The 14,293-nt window shown below is 71.6% G+C and carries 14 protein-coding genes and 1 pseudogene; 10 read left to right on the top strand and 5 right to left on the bottom strand.

The annotated features are described in order from the left end of the window. Nucleotides 1-72: 72 nt before the first annotated feature. Nucleotides 73-300 carry a DUF5133 domain-containing protein gene (locus AQJ27_RS34845; protein ID WP_067377485.1) on the bottom strand — a complete coding sequence of 76 codons (228 nt, stop codon included), beginning with the start codon at nt 298-300 and terminating at the stop codon, nt 73-75. A 270-nt stretch (nt 301-570) separates the two neighbouring features. Between AQJ27_RS34845 and AQJ27_RS34840 the strand changes: the two genes are divergently transcribed. Both AQJ27_RS34840 and AQJ27_RS60220 read left to right on the top strand, forming a co-directional pair. After that, on the top strand, nt 571-1,092 hold the full coding sequence (locus tag AQJ27_RS34840) for a DinB family protein (protein WP_079065476.1): 522 nt from the start codon (nt 571-573) through the stop codon (nt 1,090-1,092). Nucleotides 1,093-1,179: 87 nt separating this feature from the next. Beyond that, entirely contained in the window at nt 1,180-1,662 is a 483-nt protein-coding gene (locus AQJ27_RS60220) for a helix-turn-helix domain-containing protein (RefSeq protein ID WP_067377482.1), read from the top strand. A gap of 69 nt (nt 1,663-1,731) precedes the next feature. Here the strand turns inward: AQJ27_RS60220 and AQJ27_RS34830 are convergent, their stop codons facing one another. The 3 genes from AQJ27_RS34830 to AQJ27_RS34820 form a co-directional block, all read right to left on the bottom strand. After that, complete coding sequence (locus tag AQJ27_RS34830) at nt 1,732-2,334, bottom strand: ClpP family protease (RefSeq protein ID WP_067377479.1); 603 nt, start codon at nt 2,332-2,334, stop codon at nt 1,732-1,734. Between the two features lies 1 nt (nt 2,335). After that, the gene (locus AQJ27_RS34825) at nt 2,336-2,989 is read right to left on the bottom strand and encodes an ATP-dependent Clp protease proteolytic subunit (protein ID WP_054233834.1); all 654 of its coding nucleotides are present in this window, start codon (nt 2,987-2,989) and stop codon (nt 2,336-2,338) included. Nucleotides 2,990-3,221: 232 nt separating this feature from the next. After that, nucleotides 3,222-4,448: an epoxide hydrolase family protein gene (locus AQJ27_RS34820; protein WP_067377476.1), complete on the bottom strand. Its 1,227-nt coding sequence runs from the start codon at nt 4,446-4,448 to the stop codon at nt 3,222-3,224. A gap of 159 nt (nt 4,449-4,607) precedes the next feature. On the opposite strand from AQJ27_RS34820, the gene AQJ27_RS34815 reads away from it, so the two are divergent. Continuing rightward, nucleotides 4,608-5,090: a VOC family protein gene (locus AQJ27_RS34815; protein ID WP_067377473.1), complete on the top strand. Its 483-nt coding sequence runs from the start codon at nt 4,608-4,610 to the stop codon at nt 5,088-5,090. Nucleotides 5,091-5,141: 51 nt separating this feature from the next. Here AQJ27_RS34815 and AQJ27_RS58990 read toward each other — a convergent pair. After that, a pseudogene (locus tag AQJ27_RS58990) lies at nt 5,142-5,428 on the bottom strand (ABC transporter ATP-binding protein); the annotation flags it as partial. Nucleotides 5,429-5,713: 285 nt separating this feature from the next. Between AQJ27_RS58990 and AQJ27_RS34805 the strand changes: the two are divergent. Genes AQJ27_RS34805 through AQJ27_RS34775 form a run of 7 tightly spaced genes read left to right on the top strand, consistent with a single transcriptional unit; the run spans nt 5,714 to nt 13,966 of the window. Continuing rightward, nucleotides 5,714-7,297, top strand: coding sequence for an ABC transporter substrate-binding protein (locus AQJ27_RS34805; protein WP_067377467.1), 1,584 nt, complete (start codon nt 5,714-5,716; stop codon nt 7,295-7,297). A 3-nt stretch (nt 7,298-7,300) separates the two neighbouring features. Then, nucleotides 7,301-8,257, top strand: coding sequence for an ABC transporter permease (locus AQJ27_RS34800; protein WP_067377464.1), 957 nt, complete (start codon nt 7,301-7,303; stop codon nt 8,255-8,257). Then, on the top strand, nt 8,254-9,147 hold the full coding sequence (locus AQJ27_RS34795; protein ID WP_067377461.1) for an ABC transporter permease: 894 nt from the start codon (nt 8,254-8,256) through the stop codon (nt 9,145-9,147). The genes AQJ27_RS34800 and AQJ27_RS34795 overlap by 4 nt, the downstream gene beginning before the upstream one ends. Beyond that, a complete protein-coding gene (locus AQJ27_RS34790; protein WP_067377458.1) occupies nt 9,147-10,874 on the top strand; it encodes a dipeptide ABC transporter ATP-binding protein in 1,728 nt (575 codons plus the stop codon). The genes AQJ27_RS34795 and AQJ27_RS34790 overlap by 1 nt, the downstream gene beginning before the upstream one ends. After that, nucleotides 10,871-12,877 (top strand): CocE/NonD family hydrolase, encoded by a 2,007-nt coding sequence (locus tag AQJ27_RS34785; protein ID WP_067377455.1) that lies wholly within the window; start codon nt 10,871-10,873, stop codon nt 12,875-12,877. Before AQJ27_RS34790 ends, AQJ27_RS34785 begins: the two co-directional genes overlap by 4 nt. Further along, on the top strand, nt 12,874-13,515 hold the full coding sequence (locus AQJ27_RS34780) for a TetR/AcrR family transcriptional regulator (RefSeq protein ID WP_235613693.1): 642 nt from the start codon (nt 12,874-12,876) through the stop codon (nt 13,513-13,515). Before AQJ27_RS34785 ends, AQJ27_RS34780 begins: the two co-directional genes overlap by 4 nt. A gap of 55 nt (nt 13,516-13,570) precedes the next feature. Beyond that, complete coding sequence (locus tag AQJ27_RS34775) at nt 13,571-13,966, top strand: nitroreductase/quinone reductase family protein (protein WP_067377897.1); 396 nt, start codon at nt 13,571-13,573, stop codon at nt 13,964-13,966. Nucleotides 13,967-14,293 lie beyond the last annotated feature (327 nt).

Below are 14,293 nucleotides of genomic sequence, written 5' to 3'. Positions count from 1 at the left end.
GCCCGACCCGGCTCGGATCACTCACTGAGTTCGGACATCAGGGCTTCTCGGGCACCAGGTCCGCGCCTCGGGTCAGGTGGTGAGGGCGGAGTCGTCCGTCGTCCGAGCACCGGGCAGCCGGTGGCGGGCCGCGACGAGCGCCGCGTCGACGTCGCTCGTACCGGTCGAGACGCACAGCGTGTAGGCCACGTCGTCCATGCGCCGCCGGACTTCCGTGTCGCCGTCCTCGGCGTGGAGCGTGCGCAGGGTGACGTACTGCTCGACGAGGTTGCGCAGTACCGCGGGGTGGGCCATCAGCACGGGAGTCCTCCGGTGGGGTGAGCCGACCGGTCGGTCGTGACCGGTGATCGTTCCTGACCCCGGCTACCCGGTTTCTCCCGATCTACGCGGGCCGGGTCTCGTCCCGACTCCGGGGCACGGCGGGTGACTTGACAGCGTTTCGGGGCGGTGGAAAACCGGTGGCGGATCGCGGTCGGGGCGCCGATGCTCGTAGGCATGGCCGACCCCACACTTCCCCAGCCTCCCCAGTCCGGGAACACCCCGTCCGAGCGGAGCTTCGGGTGGTGGGACATGTTCGTGCACCCGGACGACGATCCGCGCTCCGACGGGGGGTTCGTGGGGGAGCGGGACACGCTCGTCGGGTATCTGCGCGACCAGCGGCTGACGTTGGAGATGAAGTGCGCGGGTCTGGACGCCGAGGCGATGGCCTGGCGTTCCGTCGAGCCCTCGAACATGTCGCTGCTCGGGCTGGTGCGTCATCTGGCGGGGGTCGAACAGGCCTGGTTCCGCGGGGTCCTGGCCGGCCAGGACGCGCCGCGGCACTACCGCTCGGACGGCGACCCGGACGGCGACTTCAACGGCGCGGTGCCCGACCCCGAGGTGGTGGCGGATGCCTGGGACACCTGGCGCTCCGAGGTGGCCTTCGCCGAGCGGTTCGTGGACGAGGCCCGCGACCTCGACATCACCGGCACCCACGACGACGAGCCGATCGCGCTGCGGGAAGTGCTGGTGCACCTGATCGAGGAGTACGCCCGGCACAACGGCCACGCGGACTTCCTGCGCGAGCGGATCGACGGGCGCGTCGGGCAGTGACGCGCGTGTGGTGCGGCTCGATTTCCCCCAGAGCGGAATGCCGAGCCGATCCCTTCCCTCGCGGCTCGGCGCTTCTAGGCTGAAGGGGTGAGCAACCAAGCGCCGAACGAAGCCCGCGTCATTCCCCTCCGCCCGGCGACCGCACCGGGTCCGGCCACCGGCCCGGCAGCCCGTCCCACCGGTCCCGCCGCCCCCGTGGCCGACGTGCCCCAACGGCCCCGCCCGGCCCTCGAGCCCCGGCAGACGCCACCGGCGCCCAGGCACAGGGAGCCGCTGTGGCGCGACCTGGTGGGTGACGTCCTGCGGCGCGAGCGGCTCGCGCAGGAGCGGACGCTCAAGGACGTGGCCGACGCGGCCCGGATCTCGATGCCCTACCTCTCGGAGCTGGAGCGCGGACGCAAGGAGGCCTCGTCCGAAGTCCTCGCGGCCGCCGCGCGCGCCCTGGGCCTCGGGCTCACCGATCTGCTCTCGCTGGCCCAGGGCGAGCTCACGCGCCTCGCCGAGGTGCGGCCCGCCCGCCGCCGCACCCCGTCGGCCTCGCGCCACGACGGCATGTGCCTCGCCGCCTGACCGGGCCGACCGGCCAGGGCCTGCCCGGCGGACCACGCCGCAGTCGCGGGCCCTGGCGGTGGTCCGGTCTCAGACCATCGCGAGCCGTCGGCTCAGGACCTCGTCCGCGAGCCCGTACGCCACGGCCTCCTGTGCGGTGAACACCTTGTCGCGGTCCATGTCCGCACGCAGGGTCGGCACGTCGTGGTGCGTGTGCCGGGAGAGGACCTCCTCGACCTGAGCGCGGATACGGAGCATCTCCTTGGCCTGGAGGGCGAGGTCGGACACCGTCCCCTGCCGGCCGCCGCTCGCGGGCTGGCCGAGCAGCACACGCGCGTGCTCCAGCACGAACCGCCGTCCGGGATCGCCGCCGGCCAGCAGCACCGCCGCCGTGGAGGCCGCCTGGCCGACGCAGAACGTCGAGATCGGCGCCTGTACGAACGTCATCGTGTCGTAGATCGCCATGAGCGAAGTGAACGACCCGCCGGGCGAGTTGATGTAGATCGCGATCTCGCTCTCCGGGTTCGACGACTCCAGATGGAGGAGTTGCGCGATGACGACGTTGGCGACCCCGTCGTCGATCTCGGTGCCGAGAAAGATGATCCGCTCGGACAGCAGCCGGCTGAAGACGTCGTAGGACCGCTCGCCCTGCGGGGTCCGCTCGACGACGTTGGGAATCGTGTACGTACCCATGTCAGAGCCCCATCCGTCGCCGTGACGCGGCCGGGCGGACGTCGTCGAGCGACTCCACGACCCGGTCCACCATGCCGTACTCCTTGGCCTGCTCGGCCGTGAACCAGCGGTCGCGGTCGCCGTCCCGGGAGATCGTCTCCTCGCTCTGGCCGGTGTGCTCCGCGGTGATCCGCTCGATGGCCTGCTTCGTGAACTCCAGGTTCTGCGCCTGGATCTCGATGTCGGCGGTGGTGCCGCCGATGCCCGCCGACGGCTGGTGCATCATGATCCGCGCGTTGGGCAGCGCGTAACGCTTGCCGTGGGTGCCGACGCTGAGCAGGAACTGCCCCATGCTCGCGGCGAATCCCATGGCGAGGGTCGAGACGTCGTTGGGGATCAGCCGCATGGTGTCGTAGATCGCGAGCCCCGCGGTCACCGATCCGCCCGGACTGTTGATGTACAGGCTGATGTCGGTGCGCGGGTCCTCCGCCGACAGCACGAGCAACTGGGCGCAGACCCGGTTCGCGGACACCTCGTCGACCTGGGTGCCGAGAAGGACGATCCGCTGCGCGAGCAGCTGCGCGGCCAGATGGTCGTCGAAGCGGGTCGCGGGGGTGTCGCCGTCCTCGGCGCGCGGTGCGTGGGCCGGGTACCGGCCGGTGATGAGTGGAGTCATCGGTCCTCCTGGTGGTGGCGCGGCTGTCGTCGCCGCGATCCCCACTCTCGGACCGAAGGCCCTTGCGGATCAGCTTTCTCGGCCCGCAGCAGATTCGCCACGGGCAGAGGGGATACGGGGTTGCCGCCACCGCCACCGCCACCGCCACCGCCACCGCCACCGACGCCACGGACGGCCCCGGCGTCACCGACGGCCCCGGCGGGGGACCGGGGCCCAGATGTCCGGCCCGTGCTCAGGCGTCGGTGCGCAGGTCCCGGAAGAAGGACCGCACATCCTCGACCAGCAGCGCGGGCTCCTCCGCCGCGGCGAAGTGTCCGCCCCGGTCGAATTCCGTCCACCGCACGATGTTGTTCGTACGCTCCGCGACGTGCCGCAGCGGTACGAGGGGCTCGTGCGGGAAGACGGCCAGCGCGGTCGGCGCCGTCGACGGCTCGGGCGCGGTGCCCCAGTAGTCCGCGTGCGCCCGCTCGTAGTAGATGCGGGCGGAGGACCCCGCCGTGGCGGTCAGCCAGTACAGCATCACGTTGGTCAGCATCAGGTCCCGGTCGACGGCTTCCTCGGGGCGGTCCTTCGCATCCGTCCACGCCCTGAACTTCTCGGCGATCCAGGCGAGTTGACCGACGGGGGAGTCCGTCAGCGCGTAGGCCAGGGTCTGTGGCCGGGTGCCCTGGAGCTCGGCGTACCCGGCCTCCTCGCGGCGCCATTCCAGACCCCGCCGCCACGACAGCAGCGCGCGCTCGCGCTCCTCGGGGCTCAGCGCGGCCAGTTCCTCGGGAGTCGGCTCGGTGGCCGCGGACGATCCGGGCAGCAGGTTCAGGTGGACGCCCACGAGCCGCTCGGGGTACGCCCGGCCCAGCTCCCGGGAGATGGCCCCGCCCCAGTCACCACCCTGGGCGCCGAACCGCTCGTAGCCGAGCCGTGTCATGAGCTCGGCGAAGGCGGCGGCCACCCGTTGGAACTCCCAGCCGGTGTCCCGGGTGGGCCCGGACAGCCCGAACCCGGGAATGCTCGGTACGACGAGATGGAAGGCGTCGGCCGGATCGCCGCCGTGTGCGCGCGGGTCGGTCAACGGGCCGACGACGTCGGTGAATTCGACGATCGAGCCGGGCCAGCCGTGCGTGATGACCAGCGGGGTCGCGTCCGGCTCCGGGGAACGGACGTGCGCGAAGTGGATCCGCGCCCCGTCGATCTCCGTCGTGAACTGCGGCCATGCGTTCAACCGCGCCTGCGCCGCCTGCCAGTCGTAGTCGTGCCGCCAGTACCGTACGAGTTCGCGCAGGTACTCCCGCGGGACGCCGTAGGCCCAGCCGACCCCCGGCAGTTCGTCGGGCCAGCGGGTGCGGTCGAGGCGTTGGTGCAGGTCGTCGAGGTCGCTCTGCGGGAAGTCGATACGGAACGGCTCGATGCGCGCGCTGTCCGAGGCGGAGGAAGGGCTGGAGGACTCAGCGGAGGAAGTCATGTCCGCGCATGCTATAGCGCCCCTTGAGGGGGCTCGAGGAACGACGCGATCGGCCGCCACCGCCCCCTCCGCGCAAGGATCCCGCGCGACGCCGATGAGTTTTGGGACGACGATCGGTCAACAGAGGTGACGAAACTCTTCCCGCCGCAGGAGGTACGTATGTCCGCCGACGGATTCACCACGTGTCTGTGGTTCGACGGTCAGGCCGAGGAGGCCGCGCACTACTACGTCTCGATCTTCAAGAACTCCCGGCTCGGCAGGATCGCCCGCTTCTCCGAGTCCGAGCACGGCACCGCCGGTTCCGTGATGGCCGTCGACTTCGTGGCCAACGGACAGAAGTTCGTCGCGCTGAACGGCGGCCCGCAGTTCACGTTCGACGAGGCCATCTCGTTCCAGATCCACTGCGACGACCAGGAGGAGGTGGACCACTACTGGGACAAGTTCGTCGAGGACGGCGGCGAGGCGGGCCCTTGCGGCTGGGTCAAGGACCAGTACGGCCTGTCCTGGCAGGTCGTCCCGAGCAGGCTCATCGACCTGATCAGCGACCCGGACACCGAGAAGGCGGCCCGGACGGCCCAGGCGATGTACAAGATGTCCAAGCTGGACATCGCGGCCCTGGAGAAGGCGTACGCGGGCGAGTAGCGGACCGCCGGCACGACGGCCGGCCCGCGTCTCATCGCCCCGGGGGGATCGGGCGAGCCGGCCGCTGTGCAGCGCCGTGTGCGCGTCACCCCGGCGCAGCGACCTCGCGCGAGCCGACCCTCCGGAGGCCTCCGCGCGCGTGTCCAGGGCTGGAGGTGGCCTGGCGCAGGCCCAGGCCCCGGGGGCCACGGATCGGTCCCCGTGATCGCGAGCCGCCGCCGTTGTCCTACGGAGAGCCGGGCACCGTGCTCGCCCACCCGGGTGTCGAGCCCCTGCGGCAGCCGGTCCACGAAATCCAGCGCGTCGGCGTCCCGCAGCGCCGCCCGCACGGCGGCGTCCCGAACGGCACACAAGTCCCGAACGGCACACCAGCGGAGCGCGTGCCGCTCCCCAACGGCGCGAGCCTGTCCGCCCAGGGCCTCGGGGTGACTTGATCCGGTCCGCCCGGCGCCCCCGAACGGCCCGAGTCTGCGGGTTCGACATCCTCACCCACCCCGTAACGAGTGGGTTTCCGAGGTTAATTTCCGGGTTCCAAGGGTTGGCGTGGAACCATCTCCTCGTTATCGTTCACGCACTTCACTCAATCGTTCCGCTGAACGAATAGCGAGAAGGACGGTCGGTCCATGTCCGACATCCACCACCCGGGACGGCGATCGGTCCTCGCCGCGGGAGCCGCGAGCGCCGCGGCGCTCGGTGCGTCCTGGCTGCTCACCGGCTGTTCGGGTCCCGCCGCGGCACCCGTGCTGCCCGCGGCGGCGAAGAAGGGCGCCCCCGACCGCGGCGGCACCCTCCGTATCGCCCGGCCGCCCGCCTCCGAGGCCGAGACGCTGGATCCGGCCAGCGCGCTTTCCGCGTACGAATACCTCGGTGCCCTCTACAACCGCCTCGTCCGGGTCGACGCGAACGGCGACCTCGCCCCCGACCTCGCCGAGTCCTGGGAGCCCGACGCCCAGGCCCGCACCTGGACCTTCCGCATCCGCGAGGGCGTCACCTTCCACGACGGCCGAAGGCTCACCGCCGCGGACGCCGCGTACACCCTGCGCCACATCCTCGACAAGGCGACCGCCTCGCCCCAGGCCGCCGTCCTCGCCCCGCTGATCGACCCCAAGACGCTCCGCACTCCCGACGAGCACACCCTCGTCGTGCCGCTGAAGACCCCCAACGCGGAGTTCCCGAGCCTGCTCACGCACTACAACTGCTACGTCGTGCCCGACGGCAGCGCCCGTTCCATCGGGCGGACGGGCATCGGCACGGGCCCCTTCAAGCTGGAGTCCTTCGCCCCGGCGGGGCCCGGCCGTGTCACCGCGTACACGGACCACTGGCAGGGCCGCCCCGTCCTCGACGCGATCGCCTTCTACTCCGTCGCCGACATGTCCGCCCGCTCGAACGCACTGCTGGCGGGGCAGGTCGACCTGCTCTCCCAGACCAATCTGGACTTCGCGACCGCCCGGGTCGTCGCCGCCTCCAGCCGGGCCACCGTGGCCCGCGTGAAGAACGCCCAGTGGTACGTGCTCCCGATGCTCACCACGGAGAAGCCCTTCACAGACGTACGGGTGCGGCAGGCGATGAAGCTCGCCTACGACCCCGAGCACGTCGTGAAGGTCGCGCTCCAGGGCGCGGGCACCGCCGGCTGGGACAACCCCGTGCCGCCCAGCGACCCCGCGCACATCGCCGCGCACCCCGCGCACGACCCGGAGAAGGCCAGGTACCTGCTGAAGCAGGCCGGACACGAGGGCCTCGCGACAGACCTCTACACCTCCTCGTACGACCCGATCTTCACGCCGATGGCGCTCGCCTACCAGGACTCGGCCAAACGCGCGGGCATCCGGATCAAGGTGAAGACGGCCGCGGCGGATTCGTACTACACCCAGATCTGGATGAAGAAGCCGCTCATGGCGACCTACTGGTACACCGGCAGACCCGTCGACCAGCTCTTCACGCAGGTCTTCCGCGGCGGCTCCTCGTACAACGAGACCGCCTGGTCCGACAAGGACTTCGACGCCCTGCTCGACCGGGCGCGACGGGAGACGGACGACAACCGGCGGCGCGAACTGTACGGCGAGGCGCAGACCTTCGTCGTCGAGAAGGGCGGGGCGATGACCCCGATGTTCGCCGACCGGCTCGTGGGCCTGTCACGCAAGGTGCGCGGATACGCCGAGCACGGCTTCGAGTTCGACTACCTCGGCATCGGCCTGAAGGGAGCCTGAGCAGTGGTCTCCTTCATAGCCCGCAGGGTGGCCGCCGCCCTCGGCACCCTCTTCCTCTCCTCGGTCCTCGTCTTCCTCGCCGTCCAGGCCCTGCCCGGCGACGTCGCCACCCAGGTCCTCGGCAAGGACGCCACCCCGGACGCCGTCGCCGCGCTGCGCGAGAAGCTGAGCCTCGACCGGCCCGCCTGGGAGCGCTACACCGACTGGGTGCGCGGCGCCCTGCACGGCGACTTCGGCACTTCCCTGGTCTCCGGGAAGGCGGTCGGCAGCGAGGTCTCCATGTACCTCGGCAACTCCGCGCTGATCGCCCTGATCACCGTCCTGTTCGCCGTGACCGGTTCGATCGTGCTCGGCATCCTCGCGGGCCTCTACCGCGACCGCTGGCCCGACCACCTCATCTCGACCGTCAGCCTCGTCGGCATGAGCGTCCCCGAGTTCGTGGTCGCCACCGTGCTGGTGCTCTGCTTCTCCGTCGCGCTGCCGTGGTTCCCCGCGGTCGTGCTCTACGGCCCCGACGCGAGCGTCGGCCAACTCCTGCCCGCCGTCTGGCTGCCCGCCCTCGCCCTCGCCGTCGTGATGGCCGCGTACATCGTGCGGATGGCCCGGACCTCCGTCATCGACGTGATGGCGAGCGAGTACGTCACCACCGCCCGGCTCAAGGGCCTGTCGACCTGGCGGGTCGTCACCCGGCACGCCCTGCCCGGCGCCATGCTCCCGACCCTGCACGTCATCGCGCTGAACGTGGCCTGGCTGGCCGGCGGGGTCGCCGTCGTCGAGAACGTCTTCAACTACCCGGGCATCGGCAAGCTGATGCTCTCCTCCGTGCAGAACCGCGATCTGCCCGTCATCCAGGCCATCGCCCTCATCAGCGCCGTCGTCTACGTCGTCTGCAACCTCGCCGCCGACCTCGGCGCCATGGCCCTCAACCCCAAGCTCCGTACGCGCGGGAGGACCCGATGACCACGCTCGACACCGCCCCGCCGGCCCCACCCGCGACCGCTCCGGCGCGCGCCGCCCGCGCCTGGCGCACCCTGCGCTCCTCGCGCGCCGCCGTGATCGGCCTCGCGATCGTCGGCGTCCACGTCCTGATCGCCGTGCTCGCGCCGCTCCTGACCTCCTACGACCCCATCGCCAACGACTCCTCGCACGCCCTGCTCGGACCCGGCTGGGACCACTGGGCGGGCACGGACCAGTACGGGCGCGACGTCCTCGCCCGGGTGCTGTACGGCGGCCGTTACGCGCTCGGCGTGTCCGTCGCCGCGACCCTGGTGACCGTCGCCCTCGGCACGGTCGTGGGCTGTGCGGCCGCCCTGCGCGGCGGCTGGTTCGACGACGTCCTGGGCCGGGTCCTCGACGCGGTCCTCGCCGTGCCCTCGATCCTGGCCCTGCTCGTCGTCGTCACGGCGCTCGGCACCGGCCCGGCGGTCATCGTCCTCGCGATCGCGGTGGTGTACGTGCCCCAGGTCGTACGGGTCGTACGGGGCGCGGCACTCGCCGTGGTGCCCGCCGACTACGTCACCGCGGCCCGGGCCCGGGGCGAGAGCACCTGGTCGATCCTGCGGCGCGAAGTCCTGCCGAACATCACGGACGTCGTGTGCGTGGAGTTCGCGATGCGGGCGTCATGGGTCGTGCTGCTCATCAGCTCCCTCTCCTTCCTCGGCTTCGGCGCCGATCCGCCCACCCCCGACTGGGGGCTGATGGTCGCCGAGAACCGCACCGCCATCACCGTCGTCCCGATGGCGAGCCTCGCGCCGATCATCGCCCTGGCCACGCTCGTGGTCGGGCTCAACCTCGCCGCCGACGGCCTGTCCAAGGCGTGGGGCGTCGACCGGATCAGGGAGGGCTCCTGATGACCTCGATCGTGTCCGTGAACTCGTTGTCCGTGGCCTACCGTTCGGGCGGCCGTGACGTGTCCGTCGTGCACGAGGTGTCCTGGGAGGTGGCCGAAGGGCGGACGCTCGCCCTCGTCGGCGAGTCCGGCAGCGGCAAATCCACCGTCGCCGCCACTCTCCTCGGACATCTGCGGCACGGCTCCCGGATCACTGCGGGCTCCGTCCATGTCGACGGCTCGGACGTCTTCTCCCTTCCCGCACGGGAGTTGAGGCGGCTGCGCGGGAACACGGTCGCCATGGTCGCGCAGAACGCCGGCCACGCGCTCACGCCCTCCATGCGCATCGGCCGGCAGATCGCCGAGGCCGGCGGTGACGTGCCCGTCGTCGACCTGCTCGAACAGGTCCGGCTGCCCCGCCCCGCCGAACTCGCCCGCCGCTACCCGCACGAGCTCTCCGGCGGCCAGCAGCAGCGCGTCGCCATCGCCATGGCCGTCGCGGCCCGCCCCAAGGTCCTCGTCCTCGACGAACCGACGACCGGGCTCGACGTCGTCACCCAACGCGGCGTCCTCGACCTCATCGGCGCCCTGCGCGACGAACTGGGCCTGGCCGCCGTGCTGGTGAGCCATGACCTCGGGGTCGTCGCGCACATGGCCGACGAGGTGACTGTGCTGCGCTCCGGTCGCGTCGTGGAGTCCGCGCCCACCAGGCAGCTCTTCGCGATGCCCCAGGACCCGTACACCAGACGCCTGCTGGCGAGCGTGCCACGGCTCGACGACGCCGGTCTCGCGCTCGTCGGCGAGGCGGGCGAGCGGGAGGTGCGGCCCAAGGCACACGTGCCGGACACCGCTCCGGTGGCGGTCTCGGCGCGCGACCTCACCATCGACTACGGATCCTCGCGCGCCGTGCACGGAGTGTCCTTCGACGTCCGGCGCGGCGAGGTCCTCGCGCTCGTCGGGGAGTCGGGAAGCGGCAAGTCGACGCTGGCCTGGACGCTGGCCGGCCTGCGCACCCCGTCCGGCGGCACGATGACCCACGACTCCGGCGACCTCGCGCGCCCCGCGCAGAAGCGGCCGCTCGCCCTGCGCCGCCGGGTACAGCTGGTCTTCCAGAACGCGGACACCTCGCTGAACCCGCGCCGCTCGGTGGGCGACGCGGTACGCCGTCCGCTGCGCTTCTTCGGCACGGCCGCCACACGGACACAGGCGGCGGACCGTGCCCGGCGGCTCATCTCCGACGTACGGCTCGACCCGGCCCTCGCCGACCGGCTGCCCGCCCAGCTCTCCGGCGGCCAGCGGCAGCGCATCGGCATCGCGCGGGCGTTGGCGGGCGAGCCGGACGTCCTGATCGCCGACGAGATCACCACCGCCCTCGACGTCTCCGTCCAGGCCGACGTGCTGCGCCTCCTGGACGACCTGCGCCGGGAACGCGAACTGGCCTGTCTGTTCATCAGCCACGACCTCGCGGTCGTCCGGGGCATCGCGGACCGGGTCGTCGTGCTGCGCCACGGGGTCGTGGTCGAGGAAGGGCCCACGGACGCCGTGTTCGCCTCGCCCGGACACCCGTACACCCGCCGGCTGATGGCGGCCGCCCTCGAACCCGACCCGGACGCGGCGCCGTTCGTCGACGGCGCCGTGGACTGGAGCGACGCCGCCGAACCCGACGACCTGTGGACGGACCACGGCCCGGGACACCGGGTGCGCCGCTGGCGTCCGGCAGACCGGCTCACCACCGAGGGAGTTTCGTGAAGTACCGCGAGCAGTTCGAGCGCCAGGTCGTCCGCGAGGACGTCTGGATCCCCACCCGGGACGGGAACACCCGCCTGCACGCCCGCGTCTGGCGTCCGGTCGACGCGGACACCGACCCCGTCCCCGCGCTCCTCGAATACCTCCCGTACCGCAAGAGCGACTGGACCGCGCCCCGGGACGCCCAGCGCCACCCCTGGTACGCCGGGCACGGCTACGCCTCCGTCCGCGTCGACATCCGCGGCCACGGCGACAGCGAGGGCACGCCCGGCGACGAGTACGACGCGCAGGAACTCGCCGACGGCGTCGACGTCGTCAACTGGCTCGCCGCGCAGCCCTGGTGCACCGGCAAGGTCGGCATGTTCGGCATCTCGTGGGGCGGCTTCAACTCCCTCCAGATCGCCGCCCTCGCCCCCGAGCCGCTGAAGGCGATCGTCACCGTCTGCTCGACGGACGACCGTTACGACAACGACGTCCACTACACGGGCGGCGCCCTGCTCGGCATCGACATGCTCGCCTGGGCCGGCACCATGCTCGCGTTCGCCTCCCGGCCGCCGGACCCGGCGAGTGTCGGCCACGACCGCCTGCTGCCCATGTGGCGCGAGCGCCTGGAAGCCCTCGAACCCTTCCTGCACACCTGGCTCGCCCACCAGCAGCGCGACGACTACTGGCGCCACGGCAGCGTCTGCGAGGACTACGACGCCATCGACGCGGCCGTCCTCGCGGTCGGCGGCTGGCACGACCCCTACCGCGACACCGTGCTGCGGCTGGTGGAGCATCTGCCGGGCGACCGCGTACGGGGGCTGATCGGCCCCTGGTCGCACCAGTACCCGGACCGTGGGCTGCCCCCGGGCCCCGCGATCGGCTTCCTCCAGGAGACCCTGCGCTGGTGGGACCAGCACCTGAAGGGCATCGAAACGGGCATCATGCGGGAGCCGCTGCTCCGCGCCTGGATCAACGACCCGGTCCCGCCCGCCACGTCGTACGACGTCATGCCGGGGCGCTGGGTCGGTGACGCGAACTGGCCCTCCCCGTCGGTCACTTGGGACGAACAGATCCTCGGGGCGGGCGAGGCTCCCGTCCTCGTACGGTCGCCCCAGCACACCGGCCTCGACGCGGGCCGCTTCTTCCCCTTCGGCAACGCGAGCGACCTGCCGCCCGACCAGCGCGAGGAGGACGGTCGCTCGGTCTGCTTCGACTCGGCGCCGCTCACGGAGCGCGTCGAGATCCTCGGCCGCCCGCGTGTCCGGCTCCGGCTCGACAGCGCGACCCCGCGCGCCAACGTCGTCGCCCGCCTCTGCGACGTCGCCCCCGACGGCTCGTCCACCCTCGTCACCCGCGGCGTGCTGAACCTGCTCTCCCGGCACGGGCGGGACAGGGCCGTGGAGTGGACGCCGGGGACGTACGAGGACGTCGAGTGCGAACTCAGCGGCATCGGGTACGCCTTCCCGCCCGGCCACCGCCTCCGCGTCGCCGTCTCCGACGCCTACTGGCCGTGGGTGTGGCCGCACGGCGAACGCGGCGAACTGAGCGTCGTACCCGCGCGCAGCTCGCTGCTGCTTCCCGTGCGGGAGCCGGGGGACGAGCCGCAGATTTGCTTCGAGGAACCCGAGCAGGCACCGCCGCTCCCGGTGACCTACGACGAGCCCGCCGCACCGAGGCCCGAGCGGCTGGTCACGCACGACGTGGCCACGGGGGAGTGGACCCTGGAGGTCGACCCCAACTACGGGGGATCGCGGACGTATCCCGACGGATTGCGCTACGAGGAGAGCGCCCGGGAGACCTACCGCATCCGCCGCGACGATCCGCTCTCCGCGTCCGCGGTCTCCGAATGGACGATCCGGCTGACGCGCGGGGAGGATGGGGACGCGGAGATCGTGACGCGGACCGAGCTGCGCGCCACGGCCGCGGACTTCATCATGGACAGCCACATCGAGGCACGGGCGAACGGAGAGACAGTGGCCAAGCGCGCATGGCACCGCACCACCCCGAGGACGTCGGTATGAAGGCCGCCAGGACCCCTCGCCGTGCCGTCGCCGCCGCCGACCGCACCCGCCAGCCCACCGAGGTGCGCCGCCGCCTCATCGTGGAGGCCGCCCTGCCGCTGATCGCCGAGCGTGGCTACGGGTCGGTGGGGGTGCGTGACGTCGCCGCCGCGGCCGGGGTGTCCGTCGGCACGGTCACGTACCACTTCGGGAGCGTGCAGGAGATCCTCTCCGAGGCGATGGTGCTGCACATCGAGCGGTACTACGCGGCGCTGAGCGAGGCCGCCGCGCAGGCGGCCGGCGCGGCCGAGGCACTGCGGCTGCTCGTCGACGCGCTGTTCACCGAGGACACCGACCGGCACTGGCGGATGTGGTTCGACTACTGGAACGCGGGCGACCAGGACCCGGACCAGGCCTTCGCCCGCGGCCAGGCCGAGCGCTACGAGGCCTGGCACACCCAGATCCGCGAACTGGCCGAACGAGGCGTCGCCGAAGGGGAGTTCAGCTCCGAGGACCTGAACGGCTTCACGGTACGCTTCGCCGCCCTCGCCGACGGCCTCGCCCTGCAACGGCTGCGGCAGGCGCCCCCGCTGAGCACCGAGGACGCACGCCGCCACCTCAACCGCCTGATCGAGACGGAACTCCGACGGCGGTCGTGAGACGGTCGCCGGGCCCCGCACAATGGTGCCCGGCACCGAACAGGAGGACCCCCACATGTCCCGCAACCCCGAACGGAAATACCGCGTCGTCACCTCGTTCCAGCGGCGGATCGGCAATCCGCTCCTCAAGCGCCTGCCGATCCAGACCCTGCTGGAGACCACGGGACGCAAGTCGGGGCTGCCGCGCCGGACCCCGGTCGGCGGACGGCTGGTGGGCCGGGAGTTCTGGTTCGTCAGCGAGTACGGCGGGCGTTCGCAGTACGTGCGCAACATCCAGGCGGATCCGCGGGTCCGTGTCCGCGTCCGGGGCCGCTGGTACACCGGGACCGCCCATGTGATGCCCGAGGACGACGCCCGCGCGCGACTGAGGACCCTGCCGCGGTTCAACAGCGCCGCGGTGCGGGCGATGGGCGCCGGTCTGACGACCGTGCGCGTCGATCTCACGGACTGATCCCCGGCGCACCGGGAATTGCGCACCGGACGTTGAATTCGCATTTGCCTTTTCCCGAAAAGTGTGGGCACGCGCTTGTGTACCTTTCCCGTGCCCACACTCCGCGGCGGTTCGTCAAGTGCGATATCGACAACATTCAAAGGGATCGAACGCGCCCCGAATGGTGCTGAAAGAATGCTACGGTTGAGCCTCGTCCCGAGTCCGGATCGCGTGCCGTATCGGCACCCTGGCCTCGGATTGCACAGCGAGTGTTCCGTTTCATCAGACTCCGTTCACTCTTTCTTTTCCCCGATTGCGACACCGGCATTTCATGTCTGTGGCGTGGTC

The organism is Streptomyces olivochromogenes (assembly GCF_001514115.1).
GTDB classification, from domain to species: domain Bacteria; phylum Actinomycetota; class Actinomycetes; order Streptomycetales; family Streptomycetaceae; genus Streptomyces; species Streptomyces olivochromogenes.
The sequence above is the reverse complement of the archived record's forward strand: the minus strand, read 5'-3'. Positions and strand labels throughout refer to the sequence as shown.

Bases quoted from the DNA above. Each gene is read 5' to 3' on its own strand.
- AQJ27_RS34840 (WP_079065476.1), top strand. From the start codon at position 571: ATGTTCGTGCACCCGGACGACGATCCGCGCTCCGACGGGGGGTTCGTG.
- AQJ27_RS34775 (WP_067377897.1), top strand. From the start codon at position 13,571: ATGTCCCGCAACCCCGAACGGAAATACCGCGTCGTCACCTCGTTCCAG.
- AQJ27_RS34805 (WP_067377467.1), top strand. From the start codon at position 5,714: ATGTCCGACATCCACCACCCGGGACGGCGATCGGTCCTCGCCGCGGGA.
- AQJ27_RS34820 (WP_067377476.1), bottom strand. From the start codon at position 4,448: ATGACTTCCTCCGCTGAGTCCTCCAGCCCTTCCTCCGCCTCGGACAGC.
- AQJ27_RS34830 (WP_067377479.1), bottom strand. From the start codon at position 2,334: ATGGGTACGTACACGATTCCCAACGTCGTCGAGCGGACCCCGCAGGGC.
- AQJ27_RS34780 (WP_235613693.1), top strand. From the start codon at position 12,874: ATGAAGGCCGCCAGGACCCCTCGCCGTGCCGTCGCCGCCGCCGACCGC.
- AQJ27_RS34825 (WP_054233834.1), bottom strand. From the start codon at position 2,989: ATGACTCCACTCATCACCGGCCGGTACCCGGCCCACGCACCGCGCGCC.
- AQJ27_RS34795 (WP_067377461.1), top strand. From the start codon at position 8,254: ATGACCACGCTCGACACCGCCCCGCCGGCCCCACCCGCGACCGCTCCG.
- AQJ27_RS34815 (WP_067377473.1), top strand. From the start codon at position 4,608: ATGTCCGCCGACGGATTCACCACGTGTCTGTGGTTCGACGGTCAGGCC.
- AQJ27_RS34790 (WP_067377458.1), top strand. From the start codon at position 9,147: ATGACCTCGATCGTGTCCGTGAACTCGTTGTCCGTGGCCTACCGTTCG.